This is a genomic window from Streptomyces endocoffeicus (genome assembly GCF_016741935.1).
Lineage (GTDB): Bacteria > Actinomycetota > Actinomycetes > Streptomycetales > Streptomycetaceae > Streptomyces > Streptomyces endocoffeicus.
On the sequence record NZ_JAERRG010000019.1, the window covers coordinates 203,456 to 224,837 of the forward strand.

At 70.8% G+C, this 21,382-nt stretch carries 16 protein-coding genes, 1 other RNA gene and 3 pseudogenes; 7 read left to right on the plus strand and 13 right to left on the minus strand.

Annotated features, from left to right (window positions below; translation table 11 throughout):
- Positions 1-151 precede the first annotated feature (151 nt).
- The gene (locus tag JK364_RS36515; protein WP_201855660.1) at positions 152-1,237 is read left to right on the plus strand and encodes a Zn-dependent alcohol dehydrogenase; all 1,086 of its coding nucleotides are present in this window, start codon (positions 152-154) and stop codon (positions 1,235-1,237) included.
- Positions 1,222-2,175 carry a 3-oxoacyl-ACP reductase gene (locus JK364_RS36520; protein WP_201855661.1) on the plus strand — a complete coding sequence of 318 codons (954 nt, stop codon included), beginning with the start codon at positions 1,222-1,224 and terminating at the stop codon, positions 2,173-2,175. The genes JK364_RS36515 and JK364_RS36520 overlap by 16 nt, the downstream gene beginning before the upstream one ends.
- 184 nt (positions 2,176-2,359) lie before the next feature.
- Here JK364_RS36520 and JK364_RS36525 read toward each other — a convergent pair whose 3' ends face one another.
- Together JK364_RS36525 and JK364_RS58180 are read right to left on the minus strand one after the other, a co-directional pair.
- On the minus strand, positions 2,360-2,521 hold the full coding sequence (locus tag JK364_RS36525; protein ID WP_020871724.1) for a hypothetical protein: 162 nt from the start codon (positions 2,519-2,521) through the stop codon (positions 2,360-2,362).
- Positions 2,522-2,658: 137 nt separating this feature from the next.
- Positions 2,659-4,866: a hypothetical protein gene (locus tag JK364_RS58180; protein ID WP_201855662.1), complete on the minus strand. Its 2,208-nt coding sequence runs from the start codon at positions 4,864-4,866 to the stop codon at positions 2,659-2,661.
- A gap of 241 nt (positions 4,867-5,107) precedes the next feature.
- On the opposite strand from JK364_RS58180, the gene JK364_RS36535 reads away from it, so the two are divergent.
- The 4 genes from JK364_RS36535 to JK364_RS36550 all read left to right on the plus strand — a co-directional run bounded on the left by JK364_RS36535 (position 5,108) and on the right by JK364_RS36550 (position 9,233).
- The gene (locus JK364_RS36535) at positions 5,108-6,142 is read left to right on the plus strand and encodes an ABC transporter substrate-binding protein (RefSeq protein ID WP_201855663.1); all 1,035 of its coding nucleotides are present in this window, start codon (positions 5,108-5,110) and stop codon (positions 6,140-6,142) included.
- Between the two features lie 150 nt (positions 6,143-6,292).
- Positions 6,293-7,141, plus strand: coding sequence for a Nif3-like dinuclear metal center hexameric protein (locus JK364_RS36540; protein ID WP_201855667.1), 849 nt, complete (start codon positions 6,293-6,295; stop codon positions 7,139-7,141).
- Between the two features lie 39 nt (positions 7,142-7,180).
- Positions 7,181-7,924, plus strand: a complete 744-nt coding sequence (locus tag JK364_RS36545; RefSeq protein ID WP_201855719.1) for a zinc ribbon domain-containing protein — start codon at positions 7,181-7,183, stop codon at positions 7,922-7,924.
- Between the two features lie 4 nt (positions 7,925-7,928).
- Positions 7,929-9,233: a bifunctional RNase H/acid phosphatase gene (locus JK364_RS36550; RefSeq protein WP_201855668.1), complete on the plus strand. Its 1,305-nt coding sequence runs from the start codon at positions 7,929-7,931 to the stop codon at positions 9,231-9,233.
- Positions 9,234-9,335: 102 nt separating this feature from the next.
- Here JK364_RS36550 and eda read toward each other — a convergent pair whose 3' ends face one another.
- Positions 9,336-9,995: a bifunctional 4-hydroxy-2-oxoglutarate aldolase/2-dehydro-3-deoxy-phosphogluconate aldolase gene (eda, locus tag JK364_RS36555; protein WP_201855670.1), complete on the minus strand. Its 660-nt coding sequence runs from the start codon at positions 9,993-9,995 to the stop codon at positions 9,336-9,338.
- Between the two features lie 118 nt (positions 9,996-10,113).
- The gene (gene yaaA, locus JK364_RS36560; RefSeq protein ID WP_201855671.1) at positions 10,114-10,917 is read right to left on the minus strand and encodes a peroxide stress protein YaaA; all 804 of its coding nucleotides are present in this window, start codon (positions 10,915-10,917) and stop codon (positions 10,114-10,116) included.
- A gap of 316 nt (positions 10,918-11,233) precedes the next feature.
- Here yaaA and rnpB point away from each other — a divergent pair.
- Positions 11,234-11,638, plus strand: an RNA gene (rnpB, locus tag JK364_RS36565) — RNase P RNA component class A.
- A gap of 240 nt (positions 11,639-11,878) precedes the next feature.
- Here the strand turns inward: rnpB and JK364_RS36570 are convergent.
- The 9 genes and pseudogenes from JK364_RS36570 to JK364_RS36605 form a co-directional block, all read right to left on the minus strand.
- The gene (locus JK364_RS36570; RefSeq protein WP_201855672.1) at positions 11,879-12,682 is read right to left on the minus strand and encodes an SDR family NAD(P)-dependent oxidoreductase; all 804 of its coding nucleotides are present in this window, start codon (positions 12,680-12,682) and stop codon (positions 11,879-11,881) included.
- A 233-nt stretch (positions 12,683-12,915) separates the two neighbouring features.
- Positions 12,916-13,532 (minus strand): annotated as a pseudogene (locus JK364_RS36575) (LLM class oxidoreductase); the annotation flags it as partial.
- 27 nt (positions 13,533-13,559) lie between these two features.
- Complete coding sequence (gene gcvPB, locus JK364_RS36580; protein WP_201855674.1) at positions 13,560-15,122, minus strand: aminomethyl-transferring glycine dehydrogenase subunit GcvPB; 1,563 nt, start codon at positions 15,120-15,122, stop codon at positions 13,560-13,562.
- Positions 15,119-16,495: an aminomethyl-transferring glycine dehydrogenase subunit GcvPA gene (gcvPA, locus tag JK364_RS36585; RefSeq protein ID WP_201855676.1), complete on the minus strand. Its 1,377-nt coding sequence runs from the start codon at positions 16,493-16,495 to the stop codon at positions 15,119-15,121. Before gcvPA ends, gcvPB begins: the two co-directional genes overlap by 4 nt.
- Positions 16,496-16,590: 95 nt before the next feature.
- A complete protein-coding gene (locus JK364_RS36590) occupies positions 16,591-17,814 on the minus strand; it encodes an ATP-NAD kinase family protein (RefSeq protein ID WP_201855677.1) in 1,224 nt (407 codons plus the stop codon).
- Between the two features lie 323 nt (positions 17,815-18,137).
- Positions 18,138-19,082: a LysR family transcriptional regulator gene (locus tag JK364_RS36595; RefSeq protein WP_201855679.1), complete on the minus strand. Its 945-nt coding sequence runs from the start codon at positions 19,080-19,082 to the stop codon at positions 18,138-18,140.
- A 101-nt stretch (positions 19,083-19,183) separates the two neighbouring features.
- A pseudogene (locus JK364_RS55795) lies at positions 19,184-19,417 on the minus strand (3-hydroxyacyl-CoA dehydrogenase family protein); the annotation flags it as partial.
- 59 nt (positions 19,418-19,476) lie between these two features.
- Positions 19,477-19,527, minus strand: a pseudogene (locus JK364_RS57700) (hypothetical protein); the annotation flags it as partial.
- 30 nt (positions 19,528-19,557) lie between these two features.
- On the minus strand, positions 19,558-21,186 hold the full coding sequence (locus JK364_RS36605) for an acyl--CoA ligase family protein (RefSeq protein WP_201855681.1): 1,629 nt from the start codon (positions 21,184-21,186) through the stop codon (positions 19,558-19,560).
- Positions 21,187-21,382 lie beyond the last annotated feature (196 nt).

A 21,382-nucleotide genomic window follows, 5' to 3' on the forward strand; every position in this document is an offset into this window, starting at 1 on the left:
GACGCACACCTGAGATGACGCACACCTGAGATGACGCACACCTGAGAACACGCACACCTGAGAACACGCACATCTGAGATGACGCATGCCTGAGCTCACGCACGCCAGGCACGCCTGAGAACACGCACGCTCGACATCACGAGGAGCCGCTGTGCGCGCAGCCGTACTTCACGAGACGGGACAGGACAAGCTCGAGGTCCTCGACGACATCGAGGCGGTGGGGTTCGGCCCCGGCAAGGTCCGGCTGCGGCTGAGGGCCACCGGGCTGTGCCACTCCGACCTCTCCGCGATGGCCGGGGTGCTGCCGCAGCCCGCGCCGTTCGTCCCCGGCCACGAGGGCGCGGGCGAGATCCTGGACGTGGGCGACGGGGTGACCGGGCTGAGCGCCGGCGACCGGGTGCTGGTGTGCTGGCTGCCCGCGTGCGGCGGCTGCCCGGCCTGTCAACGCGGTCAGACCGAGCTGTGCCTGACCGGGTTCATGAACGCCGGAACCCCCAACTTCCGCCGCCCCGGCGGCAGTCCGGAGGACGTCTTCGGGATGTCCGGGACCGGCACCTTCGCCGAGGAGATCGTCCTGGCCGCGCCCTGTGCCGTGCCGATCCCCGACGACGTCCCGTACGACATCGCGGCGCTCATCGGCTGCGGGGTGACCACCGGGCTCGGGGCCGTCTTCAACACCGCCCGGGTGGAGGCCGGTTCATCGGTCGCGGTCATCGGCTGCGGCGGGGTGGGCATCAGCGTCATTCAGGGGGCGAGGGCGTCGGGCGCGGCGCAGATCGTCGCCGTCGACCCCGTGGAGTCGCGGCGCGAGGCCGCGCTGCGCTTCGGCGCCACCGAGGCGGTGACCCCGGACGGTCTCGACACCGCCAAGAACAGCGTCACGTCGGGCGAGGGCTTCGACTACGTCTTCGAGGTCGTGGGCCGCTCCGCCACCGCCCGCCGGGCGTACGAGATCACCCGGCGCGGTGGCACGCTGTGCGTGGTCGGCGCCGGGGCGCTGGACGACTTCCTCCAGCTCAACATGTTCGAGCTGTTCTTCGACGAGAAGCGGATCCTGCCCTCGCTGTACGGCGGCGGCGATGTGCTCCGCTCCTACCGGCGCACCATCGACCTGTGGCGGGCGGGCCGGATCGACCTCGAAGGGCTGATCACCCACCGGGTGCGGCTCGGTGAGATCAATGACGCGATAGGCCAGATGCGGACCGGGGAGGCGCTGCGCACATGCATCGAGATGTGACCGGGCCGCTGACCGGGAAGACCGCGATCGTCACCGGCGCCGGACGCGGCCTCGGCCGCGCCGAGGCCCTGGAACTGGCGCGGCTGGGCGCCAGTGTCGTCGTCAACGACTACGGGCAGGGCGGACGCGACGGCAGCGGCGAGGCATCGGCGGGACCCGCCGAGCAGGTCGCCGAGGAGATCCGCGCGGCCGGCGGCCGGGCCACGGCCCACGCGGGCGACGTGGCCGACTACACGGAGGCGGGCGAGCTGGTCGGGCTCGCGATCGACACCTACGGTGCGCTGGACATCCTGGTCAACAACGCGGGCATCCTGCGTGACCGGATGGTCTTCTCGATGGGCGAGGACGAGTGGGACTCGGTGATCCGGGTCCATCTCAAGGGCCACTTCAACACCATCCGCTTCGCCGCCGCGCACTGGCGCGAGCGGTCCAAGGCGGCGGACGGCGGCCCGGTGCACGGCCGGATCGTCAACACCTCCTCCGAGGCGTTCCTCGCCGGTTCGCCGGGCCAGCCGAACTACGCGGCGGCCAAGGGCGGCATCGTCGGGCTCACCACGTCCACGGCGGCGGCCCTCGCCAAATACGGGGTGACCGCCAACGCCATCTGCCCGCGCGCCCGCACCCGGATGACCGAGGACGTCTTCGCCGACTTCGAGCTCCCGGAGGACGGCCGCCTCGACGCCCTCGCCCCCGAACACGTGGCCCCGCTGGTCGGCTATCTCGCCTCACCGGGCGCGGCGAAGGTGAACGGCCAGGTGTTCGTGGTGCACGGCGGCATGCTGGCGATTCTGGAGCGGCCGAAGGTGGCGGCGAAGGTGGACGCGAAGGGGGACGCCTTCGGCTTCGAGGAGCTGGACGCGGCGCTGACGCCGTACTTCGCGGAGCGGGGCGGGGAGGGCTTCGCGGCGGTGGAGGTGCTGGGGCTCAAGCGGGGGTGAGGCGCCGTCGGCCGAGGGGGAGGGGGCTGGCCGGGGGCACCCCGCGATCGCCGGACGGGCCGGACTTCCGGGGGAAATCCAGCCCGTCCCGCGATCGGGGACGACGCTTGAGGCGCCTACGGCCTTGAGGTCTTGAGGTCTTGAGGCCGTGAGGCTCTGAGGTCTTGACGGTCCTCAGGAGCCGTCAGGAGCCGTTCTCGTTCGGGCGACGGTGGCGGCCGTGGGCCGGTGCCTGGGTCTCCTCGGACGCGGCCTGCCCCCGGTGCTTGCCCTGAGAGCCGTCGGCCTGGGCCGCGGCGGCGTCCCGCGGGCGCGCCTGGGTCGTGTCGATATGGGTTTCGGACATGGTGGGTACGTCACCCCGTCAGATCGCTTTGTACTGTGCGAAAGGGGCTGACCACGATGTCGCACGACGTTCCATGCGCATCACCCGAGGCGTCCCGCGCGTGACGGAACGCAGGAATGCGCAGCCCCTACCCGAGTCTAACCAATCGGGTGATCCCGGACCCAGCGGGGTGGCCGGGGCCGGGGTGGCCGCGCGAGCGGTGCCTGCTGCAGCGGTACGGGCCGCAGGGCGGGGGTCAGACCGGTCCCGGGAGCGGGCTCCGGCTCGGGCCCCATCTCCTGCTCGACCCCGGCCCACGACCCGGTCCCACCCCACGGCTCCACCCCGGACCCGCACTCGGACTCCGGCACCCGCTCGTGCACGCCCATCGGCAGCGGCTCGTGCACGGCCATCGGCAGCGGCTCGTGTACGGGCATCGGCACCGGTTGGTGTACGGCCATCGGCACCGACTGGTGTACGGGCATCGGCGCCCGCTCCCGCAGCGGCATCGGCTCGGGTGCCCGGGACGGCGTCGGCGTCGGCGTCGACTCGGACACCGGCCCGGACGCCCGCACGGGGACGGACGCGCCGGGCCCGCCGACCCGGGTCCACGGTGTGATCCTGGTCGCGACCCCGGCCACGGGCGTCGCCGCCCGCGACGCCTGAACAACCCGCGCTTCGGTCGCAGCCGGGCCGGATGCCCGTGTCACCCCCGCGATCGGCCGAGCCCCGGCCGCCTCGTCCGCCCCCCACGCCGCCGCCACGTCGTCCGGCCGCGGCCGCCACAGTGCCTCCGCCGTCCCGGCCGTGGCCTGGCCGGATGGCTCCGCCACCCGCGCCACCGGCGCGATCCGCCGGGCCCCCGCCGCGTCGTCCCGTCGCCACAGTGCCTCCGGCGTCCGGGCCGTGGCCTGGCCGGATGGCTCCGCCACCGGGCCGGATGGCTCCGCCACCGGGCCGGATGGCTCCGCCACCGGGCCGGATGGCTCGGCCACCGGTGTCACGCGCGCGATCCGCCGCGCTCCCGCCGCCTCGTCCGCCCCCCACGCCGCCGCCACGTCGTCCGGCCCCCACGGCGCCGCCGTGTCGCCCGGTCTCCATGGCCCCGCCGTGTCGTCCCGTCGCCACGACCCCGTCGGGTCGTCGGGTCTCCATCGCGCCTCCGACGACCCGAACGACCCCACCCCCGACGGCTCCGCCGCGCTCGCGGTGCTGTGCGTGGCGTTGGCCGTGGCACCGCTCGTGGCACCCGGCGCCGCCGTCACCCACGAGCCCCCCGACAGCCTCGGAGCCGCCCCCGGCGCCCCGGGCAGGCGCACCCGGGCCAGCCCGCAGGGCACCTGGGGGGTGACGTACGGCAGGCGCAGCTCGCCGTCCCTCGTCCACAGGCCCGCGCCCGGGAGCCAGCCCTCCGGGGCCGGGAACTCGCGCAGGCGCCGCTCCGCCGGGCGCCATACGCCCACCCACGGCCGCCCGGCCCCGGCCCCGGCCCCGGCCCCGGCCCTGGCCCCGGAGCCGCTCCGTCCGTCGATGCGGAAGGCGACCGCGCACACCTCGGGCGTCAGCACCTGCCCCGGCTGTACCGCGAACGGCGTGGCCTCCGACCATCCCGCGGGCCGCAGACAGTCCGGGAACCGCACCGGGCGGGTGCTGCCCAGCACGCCCCAGCCCAGCCGCTGCTCGCCGGGCGCGTCGGACCGTACGAGCAGCAGACCGCTGTCGGGGTCGGCGAGCAGCAGCCGGTCGTCGCTGCGCTCGGTGATCTGGAGCAGCGGGCTGGTCTCGCCGCCGCGCCGCAGATCGACCACGACGGTCTTGGTGCGGCCGTCGAGTTCGCGGTCGAGGGCCAGCAGCCGGCCCGTACGGTCCAGCCAACTGCCGCCCGTACAGCGGCCGGGCACCTCGGCCAGGTGCTGGGGGGCGAGGACGCCGCCGCCGAACAGCAGCCAGACGGAGGTGGACCGCACCCCGCGCCCCAGCGCGAACGCGCACAGGCCGCCGGGCGCGGGCGGCAGCAGTGAGACCTCGGCGCGGTCGATGCCGCCGAGCGGGCGCTCGCCGGTGCCGGGGCCGGCCGGGTAGAGCAGCGAGAAGGCGTGGTGGCCGGCCACTTGGCGGTGGATGAGCACCTGCCCGTCGGCCAGTGGCAGCAACTCGCTGTCCGGCTCCTCGGGCTGGGCGGCGGGCAGCGGCACGGCATAGGGCTCCGGGCCGTCCAGCGTCCAGCGCTCGGGGTACCAGCAGCCCGCCTCCCCGCTGAGCGCGAGCCGCGCGCCGTACGAGCGGTCCGAGGCGATGGTGAAACCCCCTCGTGGCCGGTCGCCGACGCCCCCGGTGAGGGCGGTGTCGAAGGCACAGGCAGTCATCGGTCAGTCACCTCCGGCCACTGAACGTAGTTTTCGCACTCCCTGCCGAAGGCCGTAATGGGCCTGCTCCACCCGTAAGTGTGGCTGTTGCCCGATTCGCCTGAGAGGTCGGGGGTGAATGTGCTGTAAGCGACGCGGGGATGGTTTGTGATTAAAGTTCTGTGATTAAAGTAAGGCACACCTAAGTGCGATCGGCGCGCTCGTGAGAACGGGCGCGCCCGGCTATCCCTGGAGCTCCGTCATGTCCCTGCGCGCTCGCGGCAGTGCCGCCCTCGCCCTCGCCCTGGCCGGGGCGCTCTCCCTCACCGCCTGCGGATCGTCGGACGACGGCGCGGACGACGGCAAGCGCAACGGCGGGGGCGGGAAGTCCGTGGCTCAGGGCGGCAAGGACTTCGGCAAGGCGGCGGAGGAGACCGCGAAGCTGGGCACGGATGCCAAGCCCGGCGCGTTCCCCCGCACCATCACCCACGCGATGGGCAGGACCGAGCTCAAGAGCAAGCCGAAGCGGGTCGTGGTGCTCGACGTCGGCGAGCTCGACAACGTGATCTCGCTGGGGCTGAAGCCGGTCGGCTACGCCCCCTCCGAGGGCGACCAGGCCATACCCGACTACCTCAAGAAGGACGCCGGGAGCCCGAAGAACGTCGGCACCATCAACAACCTCAACCTCGAGGCCATCAACGCCCTCCACCCCGATCTGATCCTCGGCAGCAAGCTGCGCGCCGAGCCGCTCTACGACGAGCTGAAGCAGATCGCCCCGACCGTCTTCTCCATCCGCCCCGGCTTCACCTGGAAGGAGAACTACCGCCTCAACGCCGCGGCCCTGGACCGCACCGCCGAGGCCGAGCGCTCCCTCGACGCGTACGAGAAGAAGGCCGAGAAGCTCGGCGAGGACATCGGCGCCGACAAGCCGACCATCACGATGCTCCGCTTCATGCCGCAGGCCACCCGGCTCTACGCCAAGGCGTCCTTCATCGGCACCATCCTCCAGGACGTCGGTCTGCCGCGGCCGAAGAACCAGCAGATCGACGATCTCGCCGCGGAGATCGGCCCGGAGCGGATCGACGAGGCCGACGCCGACTGGATCTTCACCGGCGTCTACGGCGACCCCAAGGCCACCAAGCGCGACCAGGCGCAGTCCAACCCGCTGTGGAAGAAGCTGACGGCGGTCAAGGCGGGCCGGGCCCGATCCGTCGACGAGGAGACCTGGTACCTGGGCCTCGGCGTCACCGCCGCCGACCGGGTCCTGGACGACCTGCGCGGCTACCTCGTCCACTGATACGCGTCACCACTGATGCGCGTCACCACTGATGCGCGTCACCACTGATGCGCGTCACCACCGCGACCGGGCGTCGCGGGCGTCGCGGTCGTCGCGCTGAGTGAAGGCCGGGGCAGGGCTCAGCCGTGATCCGGGAGGTAGCCTTGCCCCGTGCCCGCACTCAACGACGTCCTCGCCGCGCTCGATGCCCTCTGGCCGCCCGAGCGGGCGGAGCAGTGGGACGCCGTCGGTACGGTGTGCGGTGACCCCGACGCCGAGGTCACCCGCGTGCTGTTCGCCGTGGACCCGGTCCAGGAAGTGGCCGACGAGGCGGTGGACCTCGGCGCCGATCTGCTGATCACCCACCATCCGCTCTATCTGCGGGGGACGACCACGGTCGCCGCCTCCACCTTCAAGGGCCGGGTGGTGCACACCCTGATCAAGAATGACATCGCCCTGCAGGTCGCGCACACCAACGCCGACACCGCCGACCCCGGCGTCTCCGACGCCCTCGCCGGCGCGCTCGACCTGCGGATCGTCGGCCCGCTGGTGCCCGATGCCACCGACCCCGAGGGCCGCCGCGGACTGGGCCGGATCTGCGAGCTCGACCACCCCGAGACGCTGCGGGAGTTCGCCGAGCGCGCCGCCGCCCGGCTGCCCGCCACCGCGCAGGGGATCCGCGCCGCGGGCGACCCGGACCGTAACGTCCGCCGGGTGGCCGTCAGCGGCGGCTCCGGCGACAGCCTCTTCGACGCGGTGCGCGCGGCCGGGGTCGACGCGTTCCTCACCGCCGATCTGCGCCACCACCCGTCCTCGGAGGCGCGGGAGCACAGCGATCTCGCCCTGCTGGACGCCGCGCACTGGGCCACCGAATGGCCCTGGACCGAGCAGGCCGCGGCCCAGCTGGACGAGATTTCCGACCGGCACGGCTGGGGTCTGCGGACGCATGTCTCCCGTATCGTGACCGACCCCTGGACGGCCCACGCCGCGGCCCCCGCCGCCCCTCGCTCGACTCCCTGACCTCGTTTCCGTCCCACTCGACTCCCCTGGAGCCCCACGCTGAATGCCGCGCCCGCCGATCAGATCCGCCTCCTCGACGTCCAGGCGCTCGACGTCCGGCTGTCGCAGCTCGCGCACAAGCGCAAGACGCTGCCCGAGCACGCCGAGATCGAGAGGCTGAACGCCGATCACACCCAGCTGCGCGACCTGCTCATCGCCGCGCAGACCGAGGAGAGCGACACCGCCCGCGAGCAGACCAAGGCGGAGCAGGACGTGGAGCAGGTGCGCCAGCGTGCCGCCCGCGACCAGAAGCGCCTGGACTCCGGGGCCGTCACCTCGCCGAAGGACCTGGAGAACCTCCAGCACGAGATCGCCTCCCTCGCCAAGCGCCAGGGCGACCTGGAGGACATCGTCCTGGAGGTCATGGAGCGCCGGGAGTCCGTTCAGGAGCGGGCCGCCGAGCTGACCGAGCGGGTGGAGTCCCTCCAGTCGAAGATCGGCGACGCCACCTCGCGCCGGGACGCGGCGGCCGAGGGCATCGACGCCGAGATCGCGACCGCCACCAAGGAGCGCGAGGTGATCGCCGGGACCGTCCCCGCCGATCTGCTGAAGCTCTACGACAAGCTGCGCCAGCAGCAGGGCGGCGTCGGCGCGGCCCGGCTCTACCAGCGGAGCTGCGACGGCTGCCGCCAGGAGCTCGCCATCACCGAGCTCAACGAGGTGCGCTCGGCGGCCCCCGACACGGTGCTGCGCTGCGAGAACTGCCGCCGGATCCTGGTCCGTACGCCCGAGTCGGGGCTGTAGGCCGATGGCGCGGCGCTTCATCGTCGAGGCGGACGGCGGGTCCCGGGGCAACCCCGGGCCGGCCGGCTACGGCGCCCTCGTGCGCGACGCCGAGACCGGTGAGACGCTCGCCGAGGTGGCCGAGTACATCGGCACCGCGACCAACAACGTGGCCGAGTACAAGGGCCTGATCGCCGGGTTGCGGGCGGCGTACGCCCTGGACCCGGCGGCCGGGGTCCGGGTGCGGATGGACTCCAAGCTGGTCATCGAGCAGATGTCGGGCCGCTGGAAGATCAAGCACCCCGATATGCGGCCGCTCGCCGCCGAGGCCAAGGGGATCGTCCCGCCCGGCCAGGTGACGTACGAGTGGATCCCGCGCGAGAACAACAAGCACGCGGACCGGCTCGCCAACGAGGCGATGGACGCGGGCAAGCGGGGCGAGCGGTGGCAGCCGAAGGTGCCGCCCGGCGGCACGCTGGCGGCGGGCGGCACACTGGCGGCGGGCGCGCCGGAGGCCGCCGGGCCGGAGACCATGGCGCCGGAGACCTTGGCGACCGGGCCGGAGACCTTGGCGACCGGGCCGGAGACCTTGGCGACCGGGCCGGAGACCGTGGTGCCGGAGGCCGCCGCGCCCGCCGACGACGCCCTCGCCGAGCCCGCCGCCACGGGGGCGGCCCCGGCGGTGGGCTGGGGCTCGGCGGATCTGGGCACCCCCGCCACGTTCGTCCTGCTCCGGCACGGGGAGACCCCGCTCACCCCCGAGAAGCGCTTCTCCGGCAGCGGCGGCACCGACCCCGCGCTCTCCGACGTCGGCCGCCACCAGGCCGAGCGGGTGGCGGCGGCGCTCGCCGCACGCGGCACCATCCAGGCCGTCGTCGCCTCACCGCTGCGGCGCTGCCGGGAGACCGCCGAGGTGGTGGCGCGGCGCCTGGGACTGGACGTCCGCGTCGAAGAGGGGCTGCGCGAGACGGACTTCGGCGCCTGGGAGGGCCTGACCTTCGCGGAGGCCAAGGAGCGCTACCCGGACGACCTGGACGCATGGCTGGCCTCCACCGAGGTGGCCCCCACCGGCGGCGGCGAGAGCTTCGCGACGGTCACGCGCCGGGTCGCGCTCGCCCGCGACAAGCTGATCGCCCGTTACCAGGGCCGTACGGTGCTGCTGGTCACCCATGTCACCCCGATCAAAGTCCTGGTCCGGCTGGCCCTGGGCGCCCCGCCGGAGTCCCTGTTCCGCATGGAGCTCTCGGCGGCATCGCTGACGGCGGTGGCGTACTACGGGGACGGGAACGCGTCGTTGCGGCTGCTGAACGAGACGGCGCATCTGCGATAGGGACCGACCGCGGCAGCGGTCACGATGCCGATCGCGTAGCGGTCACGGTGCCGACGGGTGGCGGCTGTCACCGCCGCAGTGCGTGCCGACCGGTGGCGGCTGTCACCGCCGCAGCGCCGCCGCCTCCCGGGCCAGGGACTCCACCCGGGCCCAGTCGCCCGCCTCCAGCGCGTCCGTCGGCAGCATCCAAGTGCCGCCCACGCAGCCGACGTTGGGGAGGGACAGATATCCGAGGGCGTTCGAGGCATTGACCCCGCCCGTCGGGCAGAAGCGGGCCCGGGGGAGCGGGGAGGCGAGCGCCTTCAGGTATGCGGTGCCCCCGGCCGCCTCCGCCGGGAAGAACTTCATCTCCTCGACCCCGCGCTCCAGCAGCGCCACGACCTCCGAGGTGGTCGAGACCCCCGGCAGATACGGCAGCCCGGACGCGTCCAGCGCCCCCAGCAGCCGGTCCGTCCAGCCGGGCGTGACCAGGAAGCGCGACCCGGCGGCGACGGCCGTCTCCACCTGCTCCGGGGTCAGGACCGTACCGGCGCCGACGACCGCGTCCGGGACCTCGTCGGCGATCGCCCGGATCGCGTCCGCGGCGGCGGGCGTCCGGAAGGTCACCTCGATCGCGGGCAGCCCGCCCGCGACCAGCGCACGGGCCATCGGAACCGCGTCGGCCACGTCGTTGACGATGACCACGGGGATGACGGGGGCGAGGTCGAGCAGCGAGGAATCCGGGGAACCGGGGGAGGGCGCGGTGCTAGTCACGGCGCCCATCCTGCCCGCGGTGCGGCGCACCGCGCAATGGTGGTTGCGCATGTCGCAACGAGCTCGTACGAGTCGCAACGAGCCCGTACGCAACGGGAGCGGGCCCGCACGGCACCCGAGTACCCACCTACAGCTCCGTCACCACCACATCCACCCCCCACGCCCGCCCCGCCCGCTCCGGCGCCGCCGCCTCCACCACGTACCCCAGCCCGCGCAGCGCCTCCACCAGCTCGCCGGGGCCGTCCGGTTCGGCGCCCGCGGTCAGCAGGTCCCGTACCATCCGGCCCTTCGTCGCCTTGTTGAAGTGGCTGACGACGGACCGCTTCTCGACCCCGTTCACGATCTTCGACTGCAGCACCCGCACCGTCGCCGTCCGCTCCGCGACCGCCCCCTTGGGCTTCCACGCCGCCGCGTACGCCGCCGAGCGCAGGTCCAGCACCAGCCCGTCCCCGGCGGCCTCCGGAAGCACCTCGGCCATCGGGGTCCGGGTCCGCCAGTAGGTGCCGAGCGCGCCGAGCCCCGGGAGCTTCACACCCATCGAGCAGCGGTAGGAGGGGATGCGGTCGCCGATCCGTACGGCGCCCCACAGCCCGGAGAAGACCAGCAGCGACCGCTTCGCCCGGCGGCGGGCGGGAGCGGGGAGCGTGGCCAGGCCGAGCGCGTCGTACAGCACACCGGTGTAGATCTCCCCGGCCGGCCGCGCCGCGGCCTCCCGCAGCGCCGCGTTCTTGGCGATCTCGCCGCGCAGCCCCTCGCTGAGCCCCAGCGCCTCGGCGGCCTTCCCCTCGTCGCCCGAACAGAGCGACACCAGCTCGTCCAGCACCTCCGCCCGCGCCTCGCCCAGGCCCGGCAGCGACAGCGATCCCAGGTCCAGCGGGGACCCGGCGCCTCCCGTGGCCTTTCCTTCGGACGGCGGCAGCAGGACGAGCACGGCGGATCTCCTCGAAGGTCGAATGGTCGTCGGCGACGGGGCGCGGGGCGGACCCGGAAAACCAGGCCCGGCCCGCCCGCAGCCTACGGCCTCCGGCCAACCACCCCGCGGCCCGCGGCCCACGGTCTCCGGCTACGGGGTGTCCGCCGCATGGCAGGGCTTCGCCCCTGGACCCCGGGGTCTGGGGCCCAGTTGAGGGAAGGGGCGGGCAGGGGAAAGCAGCCCGCCGCGGTCCGGCCCGCCACCGGCCGGGGCGGTCCGGGGCTGTCCGGGCCGACCGGGCCGGCCCTACGGGTATCATGGTCAACACGGCGGACGAGTCGGCCGGGCGGTCGCGTCGGGGTCCTTCGGGCCCCGCCGAGGAACGTCCGGGCTCCACACGGCAAGGTGGTGGGTAACGCCCACCCGGGGTGACCCGCGGGACAGTGCCACAGAAAACAGACCGCCGGACGCCGCGAGGCGACCGGTAAGGGTGAAACGGTGGTGTAAGAGACCACCAGCGTCCGAGGTGACTCGGACGGCTCGGTAAACCCCACCTGGAGCAAGGTCAAGAGGAGCCGCCGCACGGCGGCTCTGCGCGGACGATCGAGGGCTGCCCGCCCGAGTCCGCGGGTAGACCGCACGAGACCGGCGGCAACGCCGGTCCTAGATGGATGGCCGCCTCCCCGAGGGCCGCGAGGCCCCCGGGAGACAGAACCCGGCGTACAGGCCGACTCGTCCGCCACCAGAGGCCCCTAATCAGCGAATTTGCTGGTCAGGGGCCCTTTTCCAGGGAAACCTGAGCTTGGCCGGACCCTGGTCCGCACCAGTTCAAACGGGGTCGCGCGGCTACGTACGCAGCCATGAAAGCAGCCATGGGACGCGGGGCCGGAGTTCCGCGGGGGCGGGGTGTGATCTGCGGGGCCGTGGCGGCGTCGTAGTCACGAGGGCGGGCGGTAGTCATCGGCGCGTGTCCCGTCGGTCAGAAGTCGGTGAGCTTCGATGCCAGCCGGAGTCCCAGTGCGCGGGCCGTCCGATTCGGCAGGCGTTGGACCAGGCGGGCGAACAGTGCGTTGCGGCGGCCGTCGACCACCGACGCCTTGCGCGAGTCCAGTGCGCGGAAAGCGGTGGTGACGACTTGCTCCGGCTGCCGCAGCCCGCCCAAGCTCGCCATTGCGGGCAGAATGTCCTCGGACTTCTGTCCTGTGACGGTCACCCCCGGAGAGACCGCCAGCACCCGGACGCCCGCGTCGGCGACCTCGGCAGCGACCGCCAGTGTGAATGACTGCGCCATGGCCTTGCTCCCGCCGTAGGCGGCCAGGTAGGGCGTGGGCAGGAACGCGGAAGCACTCGTGACGTTCACGATCGTTCCACGGCCGCGTGAGACCATGCCCGGCAGGAAGCGGATCGTGTTCTCCACCAGGGCTTGCCCGTTCAGGTTCACCATCGCTGCGACGACCGCCGGATCGGCTTTCGCCGCTGCCCCGCCGACCCCGCCGCCCGCGTTGTTCACGAGGAAACCGACCTCCAGCCCTTGCTCGACGGTCCACTCGAACATTGCCCGCGGCGCCCCGGGCTCGGACAGGTCCAGCTTCTCCGTCAGCACGCGCACTCCGTGTGCGGAGTGCAGGGACGAGGCGAGCGCCTCCAGTTTGTCGCCCGATCGGGCCACGAGGACGAGGTCCGCACCACGCTGGGCGAGCCTGGCGGCGAACTCGGCGCCTATGCCGCCCGACGCCCCCGTAACCAGCGCCGTGGTACCGGACAGACGAGACAGGTCCTGCATGATTCTCCTCGGACTGGAGGCCGTTTAGCTTGGTTCGTTCACGCTAACCACGTAAGTGCGCGGCACCATCCACTTGGCGGGCAAGTGAGAAACATGCCTGATGAGATCTCTCATAACGCGGACGATCCCGCCTCAGCAGCGCCCCTGGGAACAGCCGTAAGCACGCCTTCCGAGGACCTGCGCGCCGACGCCCGCCGCAACCGCGAACGCGTCCTGAAGGCCGCACGCGAGGTCTAGGAGCGCAGGCGGATGTCACCGTCATGGGCGTAGGTGGTGAGCATCAGCTCGTCGGCGCCGGTGCGCTTCTGCAGGTCGTCGAGCCCGGAGCGTACCTCGTCCGCGGTGCCGTGAATGACGTCGGAGTTCCACGATGGCACGAAGTCCCGCTCCATCGAACTGTAGGGGTAGGTCTCGGCCTCCTTCGGCGCAGGGATGAGTCCGGGGCGTCCCGAACGCAGCCGAATCATGCTCAGCGCGTAGGCCAGCACCTGGCGGCGGGCCTCCTCCTCGTCGTCGGTCGCCAGCGCGGAGACGCCGATGAGCGTGTACGGCTCGTTCAGGACCGCCGAGGGCCGGAACGACTTCCGGTACGGGTCCAGCGCCGGGACGGTGTTCTGCGCCGCGAAGTGGTGCGCGAAGGCGAAGGGCAGCCCGGAGGCGCCGGCCGGTGCGGGGACTGTACGCCACCGGGGGAGGCCGACTGCACGGGGCCGGGAACGGTGTGAACACGGCGGTAGGGATGTCCCTTGGGGAAGTCGTCGTCCAGGAACCCGATCAGCTCGGCGAGCCGCCGGTTCGGTTCCGCGCCACGACGGTGCGCGGTCCGCCGCCGCCGGGCATTGGTCGCCCCGCGGCGGTGGACCGACTCACGGTCCGCTCAGCTCCGGGCGCCGGTGTTCGCCCTCTTGCGCAGGTAGGCCCGCCAGGTCATGGCCCAGCGTGCGGGGTCCTCCATCGCGTCGTGATCGAGGCGGTGTACCGCCTGGTTGTGAGGCGCGGTCTTGACGATCTCGGGATCGGAGTATGCCTCGTCGGAGATCTGGGCGAGGACCGCGATCCAGGTGTCGAGTGCTTCCTTGCCGTACATCTCGCCGGCTTCGGGTGTGAACGGTTCCGGGATGAGCCATGGTTCGTGGCTGGTCCACATGGCGTCCACCCCGAAGTCCGTCATGCGGTTCTGGACGTCGTGGACGCCGACGCCGGTCTCCTCCTTCATCTGAGCCAGGCTGTAGCGCGTCATTTCCAGGCGCGGGCTGGTCGCGTCGGGGTGCGAACGGGTGACGCCGCGGATGGCGAGCAGCCCCCGCTCCATGTAGTTGTTGGCGAGGACGGAGATGTCGGAGGCCTCGGCCACACCCTCCGCCCCCATGGCGCGGATCCAGGCGTAGGCCTTCAGCACCACGGGCACGTTGCCCCAGAACTCGCGGATCTTGCCGCAGCTCTCCGGCCGGTCGTGATCGAGGTAGTACCGGTCGCCGTCGTGGGCGACAACCGGAGTCGGCACGAAGGGTGCCAGTTCCGCCGAGCAGCCGTAGGCGCCGACAGCCGGTCCCCCCACCCCGCTCTTGGGCGCGCCGAAGGTCTTGTGGAGCATGAACATGCAGGCGTCGAAGCCGATCTCGCGGGCACGGATCTTGCTCATCATGCCGTTGAAGTTGGCGCTGTCGTAGAAGCACAGGCCACCCGCTTCGTGCACCACCCGCACCCACTCGCGCATCTCCGGGTTGTACACACCCATGTCGTCCGGGTTGTTGACCATGAGAGCGGCCGTACGGTCGGACACCGCGGCCTTCAGGGCGTCCAGCGAGGGGTAACCGTTCTCGTCGAGCATCAGGGTGATGACCTTGAAGCCCGCGGCGGCGGCGGTCGCGGCGTTCGAAGGGTGGGTCTGGATCGTGGTGATGATCTCGTCGCGCTGCTCCAGTTCGCCGCGGGACGCATGGTAGGCACGTGTCACGGCGCAGCTGGTGTACGCGGCGTCGGCGCCGCCACCGGCCTGGAAGATGAACTGGTCCATGCCGGACAGCTCGCGCAGAATGGCGTCGAACCTGTGCACGATCTCGAGAGTTCCCTGCAAGGTGTCGTCGTCCTGGTAGGGATGCGCCTCAGTGACCTCGGGGCGCCATGCGATCGCCTCGTTCACCTGCGGGTTGTACTTCATCGTGCACGTGCCGAAGAGGCTGACGCCCATCATGCCGAGAGTCTGCTGCGACAGCCGCAGGTAGTGGTAGAGCACCTCCGGCTCCGAGACCTCGGGCAGTGCCGGTCTGTCATGTCGTCGCAGGGCGACGGGGATCAGGTCAGCGACGTCCCCCACCTCGGCCTGCACCGCCTCCTCGGCTTCAGGTACGGCGAGGCCGCGGCGGCCGGGATAGCCCATCTCCAGGATGACCGGCTCGTTCCAGACCGGGGCGTGGTATTCGCGAAGCTTGGCGCTCATCGTGCTACTACCTCCGAGAGTGCGTCGGCGAGACGCAGCAGGTCGGCTTGGGTGTGTACTTCGGTGACGCAGAAGAGGGCACTCTGCCCGAGCTCGGGGAAGTCGCGCGACAGGTCCTTGCCCCCGAATATGCCGTGCGCGCGCAGTGCCTTGTTGATGTCCGCGACGCTGTGCCCCGTGCCGCTGAAGTCCACGACGAACTCCTTGAAGAAGCCCGACGGGAAGGCCACCCGGACGCCTTCGATGGAGGCGATGCGCCGCGCGGCGTAGTGGGCGCGCCGCAGGATCAACTCGCCCACGTCCTTGAAGCCCTCGGGGCCCATCAGCGCCATGTAGACGGCGTTGGCGATGGCCCACATGTAGACCGAGTGACCGGTCCAGTCCTTGCCCTTCTCGCGCAGACCGTAGGAGCTCTGCTCGAAGAGGCTGAGGCCGAAGCCGTATTCGCCTTCCTTCGTTGTGTCCGTGATGCTGATGAACAAGGTCGGGTACTGGCGGGCGTAGCGTTCCTCGTCGCGCGAGGCGATGAAGCCGCCCACTCCACCGCCCGTGTTCATGTGCACGCCGAGCGGCTGGGTGGTGCCGATGACGATGTCGGCCCCGTAGTCGATGGGCGCAGCCAGCACGCCGAGGGAGATTGGATCGACGCCGACGATCGTCTCGGCCCCGGCGGCGTGGGCGATGGCGGCGATCTCAGCCCCCTGGTGCTCGATCACACCGAGGTAGGAGGGGGTCTCGAAGTAGACTGCGGCCGTCTTGTCGCCGACCACCTCACGCAGGTCGTCGAGGTCCATCAGACCTGTCGCGGGGTCGAATTCGACGAGGCGGACCGTGATGTGGCTCGGCATCTCGATCGGTTCGCAGTAGTTACGGATGACGGAGAGCCGCTCCGGGTCGATCGCCCGGACCACCGCGACCTCGTCCCGCCCGGTGATGCGCGAGGCCATCCGAATCGCGTGCCCCGCCGCGACTCCCCAGCTGCGGACCGGCATGCCGACCAGGTCCATCTTGAGGAGTTCGCCGAGCTGACTGCAGAACTCGAACCAGGCCTGGTTGCGTCCGTGATCGGAACTCGGCTCGCCGAACACCGAGGTGAGCCACTCATTGCGGCGCACCACCTCGTCGACGGCCGCCGGCACGTGGTGCTGCCAGCAGCCGGCGCCGAGGAAATTCAGGTTCTGCTCGGTGGTCTGATTCTTCGACAGCGTACTGATGAGATGGCGTTGAAGCTCACTCTCGGTCAGCGCGGGGGGAAGGTCGAGCGGGCGCGAGAGGCGGTGCTCGACCGGGACCTGACTGAACAGCTCCGCCACGGAACTGGCACCGATCGAGTCCAGCATTTCCTGCTTGATCGCTGGCACGGAATTGGCCATGTACCTGTGTGCTACATGTTCTTTCATTGGATTCTCCTTGTATGGATGACCATGGGGCTTCCGGCTCTGCCCCGCGCCGGATCGGCCGGTCGGGGTCAGGCGCTCACTTTGTGGAAGACGCTGCGGTCCGGGCCGGTGTGGAGCCGCATGTAGCCGGCAAGCAGCGCGTCGACCTCGGCGTCGCCGGTATCGACGCGCAGACTCGCCGCCTCAAGAGCGACGAGCTTGTCCAGCGGGGTGACCACGACGATGCCCTCGCGGCCGACCTTCCGGATGACCTTGGCGCTGATCTGCTGGTTGCCGCGCCCGAACAGGTAGCCCTGGCCGCCCAGCACGCCCACTACGATGCGGGTCTCACGCCCCTCCATGAGGCCGAGCAGCGCCCGCTCGTCGAGATCGGACCCGACGAGCGCACCGTCCAGCACGGCGTCGACGCCGAGCAGCGTGGAGGGCAGGCCGAGCGACTTCATGACGCGTCGCATGGTGGTGCCGGGCCCCACGATGTAGAGGACCCCCTCCCGCATCCGTGCCGCGACGCGCCGGCAAGCCGCTTCCAGCACCGCGTTGTCGTCCGCTCGGGATCCCGCTTTGGCGTTCTGCGCGAGATGGCGCTCGTAGGGACTGCGGGCATAGCCGTACAGACGTGCCGAGAGCCGGTCCTCGCGGAAGGCGGTCTCGTCGAGGTCCATGACCTCAGCGTCTCGTAGTCGGGCCGTAGGACTGCCGTCGAGGAACAGAGCCGCGAGGCCGCCCGCGCTTTCGGGGTTCGCGCCGAACACCGCCGAGTGCATCTTCACCCCCGCCGGGATGCCGAGCACAGGCACGCGGTCGCCAACCGCGCTCAGAATGTCACGCGCCGTGCCGTCGCCGCCTGCGAACAGGAGAAGGTCGACCGCCGAGAGTGCCATCGCCGCAGCGGCCGCCTTGGTGTCGGCGGGCCCGCTGGCACCCGGCTCTGTCCGGTGCACGACGACAGGGTCCAGTCCGGCGGCCAGGGCGCTGTGCTCGCCCAGGTCACCGGACGCCGTCACGAGGCGGAACGGTGTCTTCGAGGCGGCGAGACGAGCGAGCGCGCGGACAGCTCGTTCGCCCGACAGAGGGCGCGCGCCCCGCCGCTGCGCCTCTTCCAGGATGTCCGGTCCGTCGGTCCCCTTGAGGCCCACGCTGCCGCCCATGCCCGCGAGCGGATTGACGATCAGGCCCAGTTTCCTGCCCGTCCGACACTCCTCGACCTCGCCGGAGAGGGGACGATCCGGTTCCGCCGTCGCTGCCCCAGCGGCACCGAGCGTCGCATCATCTCGGTCCGGGTTATCCGGCATAGGGCTGAACTCCTACTTGCATGCGGTCGGGACGTTTTCATCAGGGGCGGCTCAGGCCTGCCGCACGTCAATGACGGGCCGGCTGCGCTGGGGCGCTGATCCATTGGGCTTAGCCAAACACCCCTCAGCGACAAAGAGAAACAAAACTTCGGCCGCACCTACGCCGTGTAGTTGTTAATAGGCTTCTCGCGCGGCTGTGAATCGTTCCATTACTGGTTCGCATGATAGGAAGACGCGGGACAGCCACTGATGCCTCGGACCCCGAGGTGCCTGATACCGGGATACGTCAGGAGCCGTGCGCGACGGGTCGACTGAGCGGGTGCTCAGAACTCCTCGGGCCTACCAGTTGCCGTCTCGATGCGCGACACCAGGTCACTTTCCCGATCCCGTACCTCGACCGCTGTGGCGCGGAACGCGTCGATCAGGGGTGTCGCAGGCCCGCGCCATGCCAGAACCAACTCGGATCCGGCGACATCGGTGATGGGTCGGAACACGATCGATGGACGTGGGGCGAATCGGGACATGCTGATCGCGGTGACCGTGATCGCTTCTCCGGACGTGACTTTCTCCAGCTCTCCCTCCATCGAGCCGACCATGGGCCCGATCCGAGGAAGCAACTGTTCATCCAGTTCGGTGTCGCGCAGCGTCCAAAATCTCGACCATGTCCTGTCGTCGGTACGCGGCGCGAGAATCCGCTCATCGACAAGATCGTTCAGGGTCACGGCTCGAGCGGCTGCCAGAGGATGACTCTGGTCGACACCAATAGCGCGGGGTTCGACGAACATTGGCTCGACGTGGAGGTCGGGGCATTCGATCGGCGTCCGCACAAATGCGATGTCGGTGGTGTTCGAACACAGGCCACAAGACGGGTCGCCCCACTGGAACGTCTCCAGCTCGATTGCGACAGAAGGATGGTTCGCACGAAAGGCGCGGAGGATTGGCGAATCGAGTTCGAGCAGTGAGGACACGCTGAAACCGATGCGGAGCGGTGTCTCGATTCTGTCGCGGGTGGCACGGGCGGCCAGTGTGCCCTCTTCCAGGGCGTTGAGTGCTGTGCGAACGCCGCTGAGGAACAGTTCCCCGGCTTCGGTCAGGGCGACCGAGCGGGTGGTGCGCATCAGGAGCGGGACCCCGACCTGCTCTTCCAGCTCGGCGACGCTGCGGCTGAGTCCTTGCTGCGAAATGTGAAGGATCGCGGCCGCGCGTGTGAAGTGCAGCTCTTCGGCGAGGGTCGCGAAATGACACAGCCGGCGTGTGTTGACGTCCACATCACCAAAGGTAGGGCGTGCACAAGTGTTCGATAATCAGATGCCGTCCAGCGCGACCGCGGGAAGCGCTGGGGGAGCAGCTCGTCAATACTGGTAGAACCCCTGCCCGGACTTGCGGGGTGTGCGCATCCCCGCTGCATGCCGGTGTCGATGTCCTTGGCGCTGGCGAAGCCTGACTCCATCATGCGGATCGCGGACAGCGGGTAGGGGATCAGCAGTGCGTTGACCACGAAGCCGGCGCGGTCCCCCGCGGTGATGGTCCGCTTCCCGAGCGCCTCGAGCGCGAACCGCTCGGCCCGCTCCCGGGTCCGTGCCGCGGTGAGCAGCGAGGGCACCCGGTCGTCACCGCACGGCTCAGCGACTCGCGGATCCGGACTCTGCCGCGTTCGACGCCCGCCCGGTCCGCGTCGGCCACCACCACGTCGAGGCCCGCGCGGGCACACACCTCGGCGATTCTCCTCGGGGCGCTTCCCTGTCAGCCACGGATCCGGCGCTCCTGATCGGACCACTCCTTGGCCCGCAGCTCGAACTTCTGAATCTTGCCGGTGGCGGTCTTGGGCAGTTCGGTGACGAACTCCACGATGGCTGGGGCCTTGTAGCGGGCGATCAGCGTACGGACGTGCGCGATCAGGCTGTCGCCGTCAAGAGCGGCGCCGTCCTTGAGGATGACGAAGGCCTTGGGGCGTTCACCCCATCGCTCGTCCGGGACGCCGACGACCGCCGCTTCCTGGACCTCGTGGTGGGAGAGCAGCGCCTGCTCGACCTCTATGGTCGAGATGTTCTCCCCGCCCGAGACGATGACGTCCTTGGCACGGTCGGTCAGTTCGATGTAGCCGTCGTCGTGCCAGACGCCCAGATCGCCGGAGTGGAACCAGCCGCCCGTGAACGCCTCCGCGGTGGCCTCGGGATCGTCCAGGTAGCCCTTCATCACCGTGTTGCCGCGCATCACGATCTCGCCGACCGTTCGCCCGTCTCTCGGTACGTCCTTCATGTCAGTGTCGACGACCCGCACCGGATCGGCCTGGAACATGGCCACACCCTGGCGGGCCAGCAGTCGGGCGCGCTCGTCCGGGGTGACGTCGCGCCAGGCGTCCTTTCGCTCGCAGACCGTGTAGGGGCCGTAAGTCTCGGTGAGTCCGTAGACATGGACGATGGAGGCGCCCAGCTCCTCCATACGTCCGATGATGGCGGGGCTCGGTGCCGCCCCCGCCGTCGTCACGACCAGCGGCTTGGAGAGGGGCTTGGCCGCGGGGGAGTTCGCCAGCATGACCAGAACTGTCGGCGCGCCGTTGAAATGGGTGACGCCCAAGCTCTCGAGCAGATGCCAGATGTTCTCCGGATCCACGGTGCGCAGACAGACGTGCGTGCCGCCGACCGCGGTGACGGCCCAGGCTGTGCACCATCCGTTGCAGTGGAACATCGGCAGGGTCCACAGGTAGACGCTGTCAGGGGTGTGTCGTGAGTGGATCACCTCGCCGAGGGCATTGAGGTACGCGCCCCGGTGGCTGTACATCACCCCTTTGGGCCGTCCGGTGGTGCCGGAGGTGTAGTTGACCGAGATGGTGTCGAGTTCGTCGTCCACGGTCCATTCCGCGTATGGGGCATCGTCACCGCGGCTCAGCAACTGCTCGTAGTCGGGTCCGGACAACAGCGGACGGGCACCGGCGCCCAGGCCCGTGCCGGTGAGATCCACGAGGGAGACGATTTCGCGAACGGAGGCCAGCCGGTCCGCGATCGGCAGGACCATCTCCTGCAGTCCTGTGTCCACCACGAGGAGCTTCGCGCCGGAATGGTCGCAGATATAACGCATCTCCTCCGGCGACAGGCGAGTGTTGACGGCGACCAGGGAGGCTCCGGCCAGCGGCACCGCGAAGTGCGCGATCAGCAGCTCGGGCGTGTTCGGGCACAGGTAGGCCACCCGGTCGCCCGCTTCCACACCGGAGGCGCGCAGCGCGGCGGCGAGCCGAATGGTGTGGTCGGCGAACTCGGCATAACTCAGGCTGCGGTCCCCGTAGCGGATCGCGGTCTTGTCCGGATGGGCCACGGCAGCGCGCTCGAGATAGGCCAGCGGGGTGAGCGGGGTGATGTACGGCGGCTGGGTCATCACTGTCTCCGGAAGGCGAGTGGGCTGCGGCGTAGGGCGCGGGACGGACAGGCAGCCCACCCGGTTCGGAGGGAATAGGGCAGCGCGCCATGAGATGCCAGCAGCGGAGATCGACGTGGGATGGTGGGTACCGATGGCTGAACGGGGTGGCACCAGAATGCGGGACCGGTGCCAGTCCTCGTTAGTGGCAGGATCA

Excerpts from the sequence above, each read along its gene's own strand:
- JK364_RS36520 (WP_201855661.1), top strand. The coding sequence starts at position 1,222 with ATGCATCGAGATGTGACCGGGCCGCTGACCGGGAAGACCGCGATCGTC.
- JK364_RS36525 (WP_020871724.1), bottom strand. The coding sequence starts at position 2,521 with ATGTCCGAAACCCATATCGACACGACCCAGGCGCGCCCGCGGGACGCC.
- JK364_RS58180 (WP_201855662.1), bottom strand. The coding sequence starts at position 4,866 with ATGACTGCCTGTGCCTTCGACACCGCCCTCACCGGGGGCGTCGGCGAC.
- JK364_RS36535 (WP_201855663.1), top strand. The coding sequence starts at position 5,108 with ATGTCCCTGCGCGCTCGCGGCAGTGCCGCCCTCGCCCTCGCCCTGGCC.
- JK364_RS36550 (WP_201855668.1), top strand. The coding sequence starts at position 7,929 with ATGGCGCGGCGCTTCATCGTCGAGGCGGACGGCGGGTCCCGGGGCAAC.
- eda (WP_201855670.1), bottom strand. The coding sequence starts at position 9,995 with ATGGGCGCCGTGACTAGCACCGCGCCCTCCCCCGGTTCCCCGGATTCC.
- JK364_RS36570 (WP_201855672.1), bottom strand. The coding sequence starts at position 12,682 with ATGCAGGACCTGTCTCGTCTGTCCGGTACCACGGCGCTGGTTACGGGG.
- gcvPB (WP_201855674.1), bottom strand. The coding sequence starts at position 15,122 with ATGAGCGCCAAGCTTCGCGAATACCACGCCCCGGTCTGGAACGAGCCG.
- gcvPA (WP_201855676.1), bottom strand. The coding sequence starts at position 16,495 with ATGGCCAATTCCGTGCCAGCGATCAAGCAGGAAATGCTGGACTCGATC.
- JK364_RS36590 (WP_201855677.1), bottom strand. The coding sequence starts at position 17,814 with ATGCCGGATAACCCGGACCGAGATGATGCGACGCTCGGTGCCGCTGGG.
- JK364_RS36605 (WP_201855681.1), bottom strand. The coding sequence starts at position 21,186 with ATGACCCAGCCGCCGTACATCACCCCGCTCACCCCGCTGGCCTATCTC.